The sequence below is a fragment of the Serratia sp. PL17 genome, assembly GCF_017832355.1.
Taxonomy (GTDB): domain Bacteria; phylum Pseudomonadota; class Gammaproteobacteria; order Enterobacterales; family Enterobacteriaceae; genus Serratia.
Genome location: NZ_JAFIBY010000003.1, coordinates 362,508 through 374,906 on the forward strand (window position 1 = coordinate 362,508; position 12,399 = coordinate 374,906).

Genomic DNA, 12,399 nt, shown 5'->3' on the forward strand with positions numbered 1-12,399 from the left:
TGTAAAAATATTATTAACTCTAAAATTTGATTAACATCTTGATTCGAGTATTAGAAATTTATACCTCGAAAAATTCAATAAAACAACAAATTAACCTGATGTAAATATCTCGCCTAAGTGGACCATGAGATTTTACACATCGGACACAACGTGGTGTAACGTTCGTAATTTATGCATCTAACACGTTCCTGACTGGCTGCCCCAGTATCGTCATCAACGGAGAAGTAAAGGTCCATGGTTACTCTTGAGAGTCCGCCCCTGACACTCAGCCGACAGTTAAACCTCTTTGCACACAGTTCCACATAGGATAAACGCCTTCGACGTTACCTCTAACTATGCTTCATTTTAAGAGTAAAACAGTAATGTTCACCCATGCTGCGGAACGCTCGTACCAGATTTATAGAACCCGCAACTATTGGTGGTCATTCTGGTGGTCTTGACAGAAAGGGAATTCATGTTTAGCCTATTTATTAGCCAGTTACTGGCAAAGGCGATCCCAGTCAGAGGAGCCATATTAGAGACGCCCGCTTAAGGAAACTTAAGCGGGCGTTTTGCTATTCAGCCGCCCCTCCGTTCATAGTTACCTCAGCCTGTTGATCTTCTGTTTTTCTTTGCATATAGTTAGGCGCCATACTACATGGTGAGATCGAACATGAAACTTGAGCAAAAATACCTCTCCCTGCTCCAGGAGGCCCACCAACGCCAGCTTCCTGACCTGGAGAATATTCGATTATGCTTTCAAACACTTTCGCTGGCTTCAGCCATCGATCGGGACTGTGCCTCACTGCTGGCACCTTATGCCCTGTCTGAAGGCCGCTTCGTGATGCTGTTCTTGCTTGATGCAGCCAAAGAAGGGCTGGCACCGAATGCGCTGGCGGAAAAAGCGGGCGTAACGCGTGCCACCGTTACGGGTCTGCTCAATGGCCTTGAGCGGGAACATTTGCTTGAGCGCCACGCCGATATCAGCGATCGCCGGGCGTTACGTGTTCGGCTGACTCACAAGGGCGAACAGGTTGCCAAACAGGTTTTTGAGCAGCATAGCCGCTGGATAGCAGGATTGTTTGGGAACCTCTCCGCTAGCGAACAAACTCAACTGGGTCTGTTACTCGAAAAAGTCGCAGCCAACGTAACGCCAGCCAAAGAGAAGCCAGCGATATGAGCCACTCTCCCACGCGTAAAGGGGCAATCCGCGTTTCAGACATTGCTCCCGACATTCTGACTGCATTATCCCGTGGTGAGCAACAGAGCGCTACGCTGGTCGAAGTATTGGCTCTTGACCAAATCCTATTGCTACGTACCGTTTTCCCTACCCTCTCACCTCAATCGCTGCAAGCGGCCGAGGTGACTTGCCAACAGGGAATCGTCAAGCGAATGGCAGGCATTGGCGACATTTTATTGGCTGAACTGGGTATGGCCGGCATCGAACAATGCATGTCACACCGCTCGGATACCGTGCGTGGTTGGGCCTGTTTTATGATTGGGGCACAGACTGAAATGCGCGTAACCGAAAGGCTAGACGCTATCCGCCCTCTGGCTGACGACGGTCATTTCGGTGTCCGAGAATGGGCTTGGCTGGCGGTGCGTCCAGCTTTGGTGCTAGAGCTCGATAACGCTATCGAACAGTTGGCCGTATGGACAAGGTCACCCTCTGAACGTATTCGTCGTTTTGCCAGCGAAGCATTACGGCCACGCGGCGTCTGGTCTGCGCATATTGCTGCGCTAAAACAACGGCCTGAACGAGCACTGCCAATACTTTCCCCTTTGCGGGCCGATCCGTCCCCGTATGTACAAGACTCGCTGGCGAACTGGCTCAACGACGCCGCCAAAAGTCATCCTGACTGGGTAATGGGCTTGTGTCAGCAATGGTTGCAACCCCCTCCCTCTCCAGCGACCCAGCGTATCTGCCAACGCGCTATGCGTAATCTGAAATAAGGAGAAACCGACCATGTCTCATTACCTGATTGAACTATATTCCCCCAACACTCAATGGGGCGCTTTATCCGCCACAGAACGTCAGCAGTTCGTCGACAACGTTCAGCTTGCGATGGGCAACCTATCCCATCTTGGTGTTGAAATTCTGACGTTGAGTGAAACGGACAGCACTATCGACAAATCTACAGGCCATCGTTTTGTGGGTGTCTGGCGTTTTGCTGACATTCAAACGCGGGAGATGTTGCTCGCAGGCATTAAAGCCAGCGGCTGGTATAACTACTTCGACCATGTCAATGCAGCCGGAAGCGACAACGGTTTCGAGGCTCATTTAGTTGCCTTGGCCGCCGGATAACAATGTCGCAGCGCCGCAATAAAACAAGATATTACGCCGGTTTCAGGCACCGCGAATGGTCCCACGCCAGACGAAATCGGCATGATATAGCCGGGTTTCACCCGGCATCTCCTGCCCCAATGCTGGCATCATGCTCTCTTCTTTCTTTTCTTCCGCCATCAGCCACGCAACGGCATCCTGCGCAAACAACGCCACCGGTTGAGTAAAGGTGGTCAGGTTATAAGAGGACCAGGCCGCCTGCGGAATATCATCGTAACCGGCAACGCACAAATCCTCTGGAATACGTAACCCAAAGCGATGACGCGCCTCATCCATAAAACCGCAGGCCAGCAGATCGGTCACGCAGAATACCGCGTCCGGCCGCTCGCGGCGGGTCAACAGCCGGTGCGCCAGGATCTGACCACTTTCATAGGATGTGGTGCCAAAACGCTCAACGCTCACCTGCAAGCCCACGCCTTCTGCCGCCTGAAGAAAACCGCGTTCACGCGCCATCAGGCTTGGCGTACCGGCCAATGAGTTGGCAAAAGCAATGCGCTGGCAGCCCGCACGGGCAAAGGCCATCACAATCCTGCCTGCCGCTTCTTCGTTATCCAGCCGGATGCTGAGTGACCCCGGTAAGGTGTCGTTACGGTTAATCAGCACCAGTCGCTGACCGTGTTTGTGACACAAACGGGCGATGCCACTGTCCGGCATCCCGGACAGCACAAAAGAGGCATCTGCACGGAAGTTAATTGCCTGCTGCAACGCCTGGGAAACACTGTCATCAGAGCGATCGGTGTTAATCAACATGGCAATTTTCCCCACATCCTGCAGGTGCTGGGTCAGCAACCGTACCAGGCTGGCACGATAAGGCGTCGCCAGTTCTGAAACGATCAGGCAGACAATGCCGCTACGGTTACGCACTAGCCCCCGAGCCAAATGATTCACGTGATAACCCAACTCTTCCGCCGCTCGCATCACCCTTTCACGGGTCGTTGCTGACACGCTGGCGCCGGGCGTATAAGTCCGTGAGACTGCCGAGCGGGAGACCCCGGCCAATTCCGCCACGTCTTTCGCACTGATCATCGCCTTGTCCGCTGCCATTTTCACATCCATCCGTTTGTGCTCTGAGAAAAGTTTGCCGTACTTTGCAAAGCTGTGCAAATTTTTATCGGTTAAAATGTTTCATTTTTGTGACGCAAAGGTTGAATTGTTTCATCACGCGATTGACAGCACAATTTTTATCCTCTAGTTATTTGCACACACGTGCAAAAAAAATAGGCGACAACGTATCGCCACCCTACACAACCAAGGAGAACACCATGCATCGCGTTACTCTGATAGCGGCCCTCGCCGCTGGCTCTGCACTCTCTGCTTCACCTGCTTTCGCCGCTGGGAAATTAAACATGATCTGCTCCGCCGATGTGGTGGTCTGCGAACAGATGACCAATCTTTTTGAGAAACAACACCCGGATATCAAAGTCAGCATGGTGCGCCTTTCCGCTGGCGAAGCCTATGCGCGTATTCGTACCGAAGCCCGCAACCCGCGCACCGATATGTGGTGGGCCGGCACCGGCGATCCGCACATGCAGGCCGCCGACGAAGGCTTAACTCAACCCTATAAATCCCCACTGCTTGATCAACAGCACGACTGGGCGCGCAAACAGGCCGAAAGTGCCGGTTACCGTACCGTTGGCGTCTACGCCGGGGCGCTGGGTTGGGGTTACAACACCAAGCTACTGGCAGATAAAAAGCTCAAGGTCCCCGCCTGCTGGAGCGATTTGCTGGATCCGGCCTATAAAGGCGAGATCCAGATGGCCAACCCGAACTCGTCCGGTACCGCCTACAACACCCTCGCCACACTGGTGCAAATCATGGGGGAAGAACCGGCCTTCGATTATCTGAAAAAACTCAACGCCAATATCTCGCAGTACACCAAATCTGGCTCGGCACCCGTGAAAGCAGCCGCGCGCGGTGAAACGACCATCGGCATCGTTTTTATGCATGATGCCGTGGCGATGCAGGTCGATGGTTTCCCGATCAAAGCGGTCGCGCCTTGCGAAGGCACCGGTTTTGAAATTGGCTCCATGTCTATCGTCAAAGGCGCACGTAACCTCAGTGAGGCCAAGGTGTGGTACGACTGGGCGCTCAGTGCGGACGCACAGTCACATATGAAAGATGCCAAATCTTTCCAGTTGCCTTCTAACCGCAACGCGGCGATTTCCGAATATGCGCCACGTTTTGAGAACATCAAACTGATCGATTACGACTTCAAAACCTACGGTGCGACAGATAAACGCAAAGCACTGCTCAGCCGCTGGGATAAAGAGATCGGCGCCAGCGCCCAATAATTCACGTCCTTTTCCTTACACATGTTATGCGCTCTGCAATAGGCCGGGCGAGGCAACACTCGCCCGTGTAACGCAGGGTGAAGGAAATATGAACTCTCGAGGTTACGATGAATGCTCAAAACCGCCGCCTTAACGGGGCTCTTGTGCTGGGCGCATTGGCATTGCTGCTACTGCCTTGGTACAGCCTGGAAGCCGGGTTCTTCGACTTTGGCTGGCTAAGTACGCTGTGGCAGGATCAGGCAAGCGCACCGGCACTGTGGCAAATTCTGGTATTTCAGCGCCCCTGGCTGACCATTGCCTTGCTGATGTTACTGGTTTGCGCACTGGCGCGTGTGCTGCCAGTGAGCCGCTTGCGCTCACAATTACTGCTGTGTGCCAGTGCTGTCGGCGTCGTTTTTCTGCTGTTTGAAGGCCATGCCATCGGCTACAGCGGCTGGAATTGGCAATGGAGCGAACATCTGTTTGGGGCGCTCAGCGACGGCCAACCTGCGTTTGGCGCAGGTGCTATTTTGCTCATCACCGCCTTTCTACTGCTGTTCTCTTTTGCGCTCGCCGAACGCGGCGTCCTGAAAGGCGATGCTTTTGTGGTCGCGGCCATTGTGCTGCTGGTCGCACTGGTAACCACCTTTGTACTTTACCCGGTGCTGAGCATGTTTGTCGCTTCCGTGCAGGACGTGGACGGTTCCTTTAAACCCGATGGCCTGATCGCCAATATGCAAGACCCGGCGATTTGGAGCCTCAGTTGCCTGAAAGGTGGCAGCTGCGGAACCGCCTGGCGTACCCTGACGTTAGCGCTCATGACGGCCAGCGGTTCCACGCTGCTCGGTCTGGCTTTTGCGCTGGCGGCTACGCGCACGCCGTTGCCATTCAAGAAAGGACTGCGCTTACTCACCGTCCTGCCAATCATTACGCCCCCCTTTGTGATTGGCCTGGCGCTGATGCTGCTGTTTGGCCGCGCTGGCGTCGTCACCGAACTGCTCGCCAGCCTGTTTGGCATTGAGCCCGGCCGTTGGTTGTACGGGCTGACCGGTATCTGGATTGCCCAGGTACTGTCCTTCACCCCTATAGCCTTCCTGGTGCTGATTGGCGTGGTGGAAGGGGTCAGCCCCTCGCTGGAAGAGGCTTCGCAAACGCTGCGTGCGAACCGCTGGCGCACCTTCCGCTATGTTTCACTGCCGCTGATGGCACCCGGTCTGGCCAATGCTTTTCTCATTAGCTTTATCGAAAGCATGGCGGATTTTGGTAATCCGATGGTGCTTGGCGGCAGCCACGGCGTGCTGTCGACCGAGATCTTCTTCTCGGTGGTGGGTGCACAGAACGATCCGAGCCGTGCCGCGGTGCTGGCCATCATCCTACTGTGCTTCACCCTTAGCGCCTTTATTCTGCAACGCCTGTGGTTAACGGGGAAAAACTTCGCGACCGTGACCGGTAAAGGGGATTCCGGGATGCATTGCGGGCTGCCGCGTGGATTGCGTTACGGCGTATACGCGCTGGTGATCCCTTGGGGCCTGTTCACGCTGGTCATCTACGGCATGATCCTGATCGGCGGTTTCGTCCAGTCATGGGGGCTCGACAGCAGCCTGACGCTGGGCCACTACGCGCGCGCCTTTGGCTTCCAGTGGAACAGTGGCCAGATAGTCTGGACCGGTGTCGCCTGGAACTCATTCTGGACGACGCTGGAAATCGCGCTGATCGCCGCGCCGCTCACCGCCATCGTTGGCCTGCTCACTGCGTGGCTGATCGTGCGCCAGAAATTTGCCGGTCGCCAAACCTTTGAGTTTTTATTGATGCTCAGCTTTGCCATTCCCGGCACGGTCATCGGCGTCAGTTACATTATGGCTTACAACCTGCCCCCCCTGGAGATCACCGGCACCGCCCTGATTCTGGTCGCCTGTTTTGTGTTCCGCAACATGCCGGTGGGTGTGCGCGGTGGCATTGCCGCCATGAGCCAGCTGGATCGTAGCCTGGATGAAGCCTCACTGACGCTGCGCGCCAGCAGTTTCCGCACCCTGCGCAAAGTGATTTTACCGCTGTTGAAACCGGCGATCAGCGCGGCTCTGGTCTATGCCTTCGTGCGTGCCATTACCTCCATCAGCGCGGTGATCTTCCTGGTTAGCGCCCAGTACAACATGGCCACGTCCTACATCGTTGGGTTGGTCGAAAATGGGGAATACGGCGTGGCTATCGCCTACTCCTCGGTGCTTATCGTTGTGATGCTGGCGGTGATCCTCACCTTCCAGTTACTGGTCGGCGAACGCCGCCTGCGTCGCGCAATCCGTATTGCCACACCGCCGGTGACGCCTCCACCGGCTCTACATCAGGAGAATGCCGTATGACTGCCATTCGTTCCGGCTCGGTGGTGTTTGAAAACGTCACCAAACAATTTGCCGATTTCACCGCCGTACCCGGCCTGTCACTCACCGTCGAACCTGGCACGCTGGTCACACTGCTCGGTCCGTCTGGCTGTGGCAAAACCACTACCCTGCGCCTGTTGGCAGGCCTCGAGCATCCAACCTCTGGCCGTATTCTGATCGGCGGCAAGGACGTCACGCACCTGCCCGCCAACGAACGCGACGTCGCAATGGTGTTCCAATCCTATGCGTTGTTCCCACATATGAACGCGTTGGACAACGTGATGTATGGCCTGCTTGCCAGCGGTCTGCCGCGTAAAGAAGCGCAGGACCGGGCACGCGAAGGGCTCACACTGGTCGGTCTGGAAAAGATGGGCCAACGTCTCCCCGCCGAACTCTCTGGCGGACAGCAGCAGCGTATTGCCGTAGCGCGTGCGCTGGTATTGGAACCGCAGGTGTTGCTGCTCGACGAGCCATTATCCAACCTTGACGAACGTTTGCGCCGCCGTGTCCGCACTGAAATTCGTGATTTGCAGCAGCGCCTTGGTTTCACTGCGGTGTACGTCACCCACGATCAAGAAGAGGCATTAGCGGTCTCCGATAAGATTATCGTCATGAAAGAAGGGCATATTGCCCAACAGGGTGCGCCTCAGGAGCTTTATCATTCACCAGCTTCCGTGTTTATCGCCGACTTTATGGGCGAGGCCAATATCCTGCCCTGTGACATTGAGCGCGTCGAAGATGGTCAGGCACTGATCACCCTCGGCAGTCGCCAGTATCGGGTACCGGGTGCCAAAGCACGTCCCGGCACCGCGCAACTGTCGGTGCGCCCGCAGTTTATTACCCTGCAGCCGGAGCAGGATGGTGCATTGAGCGGGGAGATAACCCACAGTACCTGGCTTGGGGACCATATTGAATATGAAGTGAAGACCGATCTCGGTGCGCTATTTATTGTCGACGTTCAGATGGAACGCCAGTTGGCACCCGCCACACGCGTGGCCATTGATTTCAAATCTCAGGGGCTGGCACTGATTGCCCAGTGAGCCTCACAACGTTAAGGATCAAACATGAATGAGCCCATTTCCCAGCGCCTGCTGTTGGCCGAACAGGCGGCACGCGCCGCAGGCAGTAAAGCGCTGGACTATTTTAACCGCCGCGAGAGCCTGGTGATTGAAACCAAACGCGATGCCCAGGACGTGGTCTCCATTGCTGACCGCGAAGTTGAACTGTTGATCCGTGAACAGATCGCCAGCCAGTTTCCGCAGGACGGTTTTTTGGGGGAGGAGTTTGGCCTGCAGCCCGGTGAGTCGGGTTACACCTGGGTGGTGGATCCCATCGATGGCACCAGCCCTTTTGTTAACGGTATGCCAAACTGGTGTGTGTCTATTGCCGTGATTCACCACGGCGAACCGGTGATCGGCGTGATCGTCGCACCCTGCCAGCAAGAATGTTTTATCGCGGCGCGCGGCGCGGGGGCCACTCTCAATGGCAAACCGCTGCGCGTAGACCCAAAACGCACGATGCAAAACCACGTCACCGGTTTTGGTGCCAACAGCTATGTGACGCCTGAACGCGTCGGTGAGATCGCCGCCGGGATCACCGCGGCCGGTGGCAATTTCTTCCGCAATGGTTCGGGTGCCATGATGCTGGCTTGGGTTGCAGCAGGGCGTCTGGTGGGTTACTACGAACCTTATATGCATGCCTGGGATTGTCTGGCGGGATATTGCCTGGTCAACGAAGCCGGCGGCTGGACGCATCCGTTTAATACCGAAGGGGAACATTTGTTCCGGGGTGGGCCGGTGCTGGCGGTGGCTCCAGGGGCCAAACAAGATTTAATGCAGATCGCGCAGCTGTAGTTGATACTGCTAACAAATCTGTTTAAGGGTTAAATCGGGTCGAACATGTTCGACCCGATTTAACCCGTTGAGTATGCTCAAGGGCGCAGCATGCAGCGCCCTTACTTTTAGAGCCTACAAGCCGCGTTTTTCCATCAACACCGCCAGATCAACCAAACGGTTGGAGAAGCCCCATTCATTGTCGTACCAAGCCAAAACCTTGACCAGATTGCCACCGATAACCAACGTTGACAGCCCATCGATAATCGATGAGCGCGGATCGCCTTTATAATCGCTCGATACCAAAGGCTCATCGCTGTAGCCCAAAATATCTTTGAGAGGGCCCGACTGCGAAGCCTGACGGAACGCGGCGTTGATCTCTTCAGCCGTCACGTCGCGTTTCAACGTCACCGTTAAGTCAACGATAGACACCACCGGCACCGGCACCCGCAGCGAATAACCGGTCAGACGGCCATCGAGTTCAGGGATCACCTTGCCGAGCGCTTTGGCCGCCCCGCTGGAGTAAGGCACAATCGACTCTGCTGCGGCGCGAGCGCCACGCAAGTCTTTTTCCGGTTGGTCATGCAATGCCTGGCTATTGGTATAAGCGTGTGTGGTATTCATCAGGCCGTATTCAATCCCGAAGGCCTGATGCAGCACCTGCGCCGCAGGGGCCAAACCGTTGGTGGTGCAACTGCCGTTACTGACTACGCGGTGCTTGGCCGGATCGTACAGATCCTGATTAACGCCCATCACTATGGTAATATCGTCGTCCTTGCCTGGCGCCGAGATAATCACTCGCTTGGCCCCACCCTTCGTGATGTGCACTTCGGCCTTGGCTTTGTCCGTAAAGAACCCCGTCGCTTCGATGACGACATCAACGCCCACGCTTTTCCATGGGATTGCGCCCGGATCTCTTTCGGAGAAAACATGAATTGGCCGACCATCGAGCAGCAGTTGGTTTTCACCGGCTTCGACACTGGCTGCCAAGGTACCCGACAGCGAGTCGTATTTCAGCAAATGCGCCAAGGTTTTGCTGTCGGTCAAATCGTTGATCGCCACAACCTCAAAGTCACTGCGACCTAACGCAGCACGCAAAACATTCCTGCCGATTCTGCCGAATCCATTAATGCCTACTTTGACCATGTTCTACTCCTTCGTTATTGGCTTTGCTGTAAATTTAAGCCGGAGAGACATTGTCGTAAATGACGTTTATAGATCAATTTACGCCAAGATGCGTGAATGAAAACGTTCGCGGTACTCGGTCGGTGTGAGGTGCAAATGCCGTTCAAAAACGCGCCGCAGATTGAGGCCATTGCCAAACCCACAGTTCATGGCAATTTGCTCAATACCTTCAGCACTCTGCTCCAACCGTTGCCGAGCCAGATACAGACGCCCTTCTTCAACAAATTTAGCGGGTGAAATGCCGGTTTCACGCGTGAACACGCGGGTAAAGTTTCGCGGGCTCATGGCGACCCGTTCTGCCAGTTTTTCGACACCAAGATCGCTGGACAGGTTTTCCAGGATCCAGGACTGGAGATCACGAATTGGACCGGGCGTTTTGGCCTGATTCAAGGGATAACGGCTGAACTGTGCCTGCCCCCCGGGCCGGCGCAGGAACATCACCAGATCTTGCGCCACTTCACGGGCCTGCACGAATCCGTAATCATCCTCCACCAATGCCAGGGTGAGATCGAACCCGGAACTGACCCCGCCGGAGGTCCAGACAGCGCCATCTTGCACGTAGATCGGCCCATTTTCGACTTTCACTTTGGGGAAACGAGCCTGCAACGTTTCCAGCAGTCGCCAATGCGTGGTTGCCCGGCGCCCATCCAGCAAACCGGCCTCGGCCAGCAGCATGGCCCCGCCGCAAACTGACGCCACACGTCGCGCTTTAGGGGCTGCGCGACGCAGCCAATCGACCACATAGGCACTTTCTTCCGCTGTCGCCCCTTTGCCGGTCACGATGATGGTATCGCGTTCCTCCTCAGGTTCGAGATCCGCCAGGCGGTGATCGGCCAACAGATTCAAGCCGGAGGAACCATGCACCACCCGGTGAGCCTGGGTGGTGACTATCGCCATCTGGTAGAGCGGCGCGTCATCAGGCCTCAAGCGGTTGGCTTGCATCAAAATATCGGCGATGCCCGCCGACTCAAACAACATGCCCCCTTCAGGGACGATAATCAGGAATGTATGCATGTCCTTAAAATACAAATAAGACAAAATAAGTCAACAACGCTTCTCTCGCTGAGAAGCGTTCTGGCGTTTAGCGCCACCCTAACGCCGGGGCGACATGGGTCAAGATGGATTCAATCACATGGGCGTTATAATCGACGCCCAACTGGTTCGGCACGGTCAACAGCAAGGTGTCCGCTTCGGCTATCGCTTCGTCCTGCGCCAATTGTTTAATCAACAACTCCGGCTCAGCGGCATAACTGCGGCCGAATACGGCCCGCGTCTGCTGATCGATATACCCCACCTGATCGCTATCCTGGCCGCTGTTGCCGAAGTAGCTGCGATCCTGCTGGTTCATCAGCGCAAAAATACTGCGGCTGACCGACACGCGCGGCTCACGCTGGTGCCCTGCCGCCTTCCAGGCCGCACGGTACTCGCGGATCTGCTTGGCCTGCTGCACGTGGAACGGCTCGCCGGTCTCGTCATTTTTTAACGTTGAGCTTTGCAGGTTCATTCCCAGTTTCGCCGCCCAGACTGCCGTGGCGTTCGAGCTGGCCCCCCACCAGATCCGATCCCGCAAACCCGCGGAGAAAGGCTCAACACGCAGCAGGCCGGGCGGGTTGGGGAACATCGGCTGCGGATTCGGTTCGGCAAAGCCTTCACCACGCAGCGCATCGAGGAACACGTCGGTATGGCGACGCGCCATGTCGGCTTCAGTCTCGCCTTCTGCAGGCGTGTAGCCAAAGTAACGCCAGCCTTCAATGACCTGTTCAGGTGAGCCGCGGCTGATCCCAAGTTGCAACCGTCCACCGGAGATCAAATCAGCAGCACCCGCGTCTTCGACCATATAAAGCGGGTTTTCATAGCGCATGTCGATCACGCCGGTGCCGATCTCAATACGCTGCGTTTTTGCCCCAATGGCAGCCAGCAGCGGGAACGGCGAAGCGAGCTGGCGGGCAAAGTGATGCACACGGAAGTAAGCCCCGTCCGCCCCCAGCTCTTCTGCCGCGACGGCCAGATCGATGGATTGCAATAACGCATCCGCAGCAGACCGGGTACCCGACTGTGACGACGGCGTCCAGTGACCAAACGAGAGAAATCCAATTTTCTTCATAGGAGTAGCCCTTAGATTCAATTATGACCGAGTTACAGTGACAAAAATGCCCCTCCTCAGGCCAGAAAAATTGTGTGGGATCGCACTAAACGAACCGTTTTTGGCTGCCGAAAAATGCCCTCATCGTTGCCCAACGCAACCGCCCGCCCGTTGTAATCAAAAAGTAAATATCGTATAACAAGCTCCTCCGAGGGGTGTCCTGTTACGGGCTGAGATGGCGCAAGCCGAACCCTTTGAACCTGATCTGGGTCATGCCAGCGAAGGGACGGGTCGGCAATAACACCATCAGTCATTGCCTGTTCATACCTCA

11 protein-coding genes and 1 riboswitch are annotated in these 12,399 nt (G+C 55.7%); of the genes, 7 read left to right on the forward strand and 4 right to left on the reverse strand.

The features are described from left to right. Positions 1 to 652 precede the first annotated feature (652 nt). The 3 genes from JOE25_RS13305 to JOE25_RS13315 are packed head-to-tail and all read left to right on the forward strand — an operon-like array spanning position 653 to position 2,284. Positions 653 to 1,159 carry a MarR family transcriptional regulator gene (locus tag JOE25_RS13305; RefSeq protein ID WP_209635848.1) on the forward strand — a complete coding sequence of 169 codons (507 nt, stop codon included), beginning with the start codon at positions 653 to 655 and terminating at the stop codon, positions 1,157 to 1,159. Beyond that, positions 1,156 to 1,932, forward strand: coding sequence for a DNA alkylation repair protein (locus JOE25_RS13310; RefSeq protein WP_209635850.1), 777 nt, complete (start codon positions 1,156 to 1,158; stop codon positions 1,930 to 1,932). The genes JOE25_RS13305 and JOE25_RS13310 overlap by 4 nt, the downstream gene beginning before the upstream one ends. A 13-nt stretch (positions 1,933 to 1,945) precedes the next feature. Continuing rightward, positions 1,946 to 2,284 carry a DUF6616 family protein gene (locus JOE25_RS13315; protein WP_209635852.1) on the forward strand — a complete coding sequence of 113 codons (339 nt, stop codon included), beginning with the start codon at positions 1,946 to 1,948 and terminating at the stop codon, positions 2,282 to 2,284. A 42-nt stretch (positions 2,285 to 2,326) separates the two neighbouring features. Here the strand turns inward: JOE25_RS13315 and JOE25_RS13320 are convergent, their stop codons facing one another. Beyond that, on the reverse strand, positions 2,327 to 3,367 hold the full coding sequence (locus JOE25_RS13320) for a LacI family DNA-binding transcriptional regulator (RefSeq protein ID WP_209635854.1): 1,041 nt from the start codon (positions 3,365 to 3,367) through the stop codon (positions 2,327 to 2,329). A gap of 218 nt (positions 3,368 to 3,585) precedes the next feature. On the opposite strand from JOE25_RS13320, the gene JOE25_RS13330 reads away from it, so the two are divergent. From JOE25_RS13330 to JOE25_RS13345, 4 genes are all read left to right on the forward strand, one after another. After that, on the forward strand, positions 3,586 to 4,614 hold the full coding sequence (locus JOE25_RS13330; protein ID WP_209635856.1) for an ABC transporter substrate-binding protein: 1,029 nt from the start codon (positions 3,586 to 3,588) through the stop codon (positions 4,612 to 4,614). A 107-nt stretch (positions 4,615 to 4,721) separates the two neighbouring features. After that, complete coding sequence (locus JOE25_RS13335; protein ID WP_209635858.1) at positions 4,722 to 6,950, forward strand: iron ABC transporter permease; 2,229 nt, start codon at positions 4,722 to 4,724, stop codon at positions 6,948 to 6,950. Further along, entirely contained in the window at positions 6,947 to 8,008 is a 1,062-nt protein-coding gene (locus JOE25_RS13340) for an ABC transporter ATP-binding protein (RefSeq protein ID WP_209635860.1), read from the forward strand. Before JOE25_RS13335 ends, JOE25_RS13340 begins: the two co-directional genes overlap by 4 nt. Positions 8,009 to 8,032: 24 nt before the next feature. Beyond that, positions 8,033 to 8,821 carry an inositol monophosphatase gene (locus JOE25_RS13345; RefSeq protein ID WP_209635862.1) on the forward strand — a complete coding sequence of 263 codons (789 nt, stop codon included), beginning with the start codon at positions 8,033 to 8,035 and terminating at the stop codon, positions 8,819 to 8,821. Between the two features lie 114 nt (positions 8,822 to 8,935). Here the strand turns inward: JOE25_RS13345 and gap are convergent, their stop codons facing one another. From gap to JOE25_RS13360, 3 genes are all read right to left on the reverse strand, one after another. After that, positions 8,936 to 9,946: a type I glyceraldehyde-3-phosphate dehydrogenase gene (gene gap / locus JOE25_RS13350; protein WP_209635864.1), complete on the reverse strand. Its 1,011-nt coding sequence runs from the start codon at positions 9,944 to 9,946 to the stop codon at positions 8,936 to 8,938. Between the two features lie 78 nt (positions 9,947 to 10,024). Then, positions 10,025 to 10,999, reverse strand: coding sequence for a helix-turn-helix domain-containing protein (locus JOE25_RS13355; protein WP_209635866.1), 975 nt, complete (start codon positions 10,997 to 10,999; stop codon positions 10,025 to 10,027). 67 nt (positions 11,000 to 11,066) lie between these two features. Next, the gene (locus JOE25_RS13360; protein ID WP_209635868.1) at positions 11,067 to 12,089 is read right to left on the reverse strand and encodes an LLM class flavin-dependent oxidoreductase; all 1,023 of its coding nucleotides are present in this window, start codon (positions 12,087 to 12,089) and stop codon (positions 11,067 to 11,069) included. A gap of 180 nt (positions 12,090 to 12,269) precedes the next feature. After that, positions 12,270 to 12,372, forward strand: a riboswitch (TPP riboswitch). The last annotated feature ends 27 nt before the right edge of the window (positions 12,373 to 12,399 follow it).

Excerpts from the sequence above, each read along its gene's own strand:
- JOE25_RS13305 (WP_209635848.1), top strand. The coding sequence starts at position 653 with ATGAAACTTGAGCAAAAATACCTCTCCCTGCTCCAGGAGGCCCACCAA.
- JOE25_RS13310 (WP_209635850.1), top strand. The coding sequence starts at position 1,156 with ATGAGCCACTCTCCCACGCGTAAAGGGGCAATCCGCGTTTCAGACATT.
- JOE25_RS13315 (WP_209635852.1), top strand. The coding sequence starts at position 1,946 with ATGTCTCATTACCTGATTGAACTATATTCCCCCAACACTCAATGGGGC.
- JOE25_RS13320 (WP_209635854.1), bottom strand. The coding sequence starts at position 3,367 with ATGGCAGCGGACAAGGCGATGATCAGTGCGAAAGACGTGGCGGAATTG.
- JOE25_RS13330 (WP_209635856.1), top strand. The coding sequence starts at position 3,586 with ATGCATCGCGTTACTCTGATAGCGGCCCTCGCCGCTGGCTCTGCACTC.
- JOE25_RS13335 (WP_209635858.1), top strand. The coding sequence starts at position 4,722 with ATGAATGCTCAAAACCGCCGCCTTAACGGGGCTCTTGTGCTGGGCGCA.
- JOE25_RS13340 (WP_209635860.1), top strand. The coding sequence starts at position 6,947 with ATGACTGCCATTCGTTCCGGCTCGGTGGTGTTTGAAAACGTCACCAAA.
- JOE25_RS13345 (WP_209635862.1), top strand. The coding sequence starts at position 8,033 with ATGAATGAGCCCATTTCCCAGCGCCTGCTGTTGGCCGAACAGGCGGCA.
- gap (WP_209635864.1), bottom strand. The coding sequence starts at position 9,946 with ATGGTCAAAGTAGGCATTAATGGATTCGGCAGAATCGGCAGGAATGTT.
- JOE25_RS13355 (WP_209635866.1), bottom strand. The coding sequence starts at position 10,999 with ATGCATACATTCCTGATTATCGTCCCTGAAGGGGGCATGTTGTTTGAG.
- JOE25_RS13360 (WP_209635868.1), bottom strand. The coding sequence starts at position 12,089 with ATGAAGAAAATTGGATTTCTCTCGTTTGGTCACTGGACGCCGTCGTCA.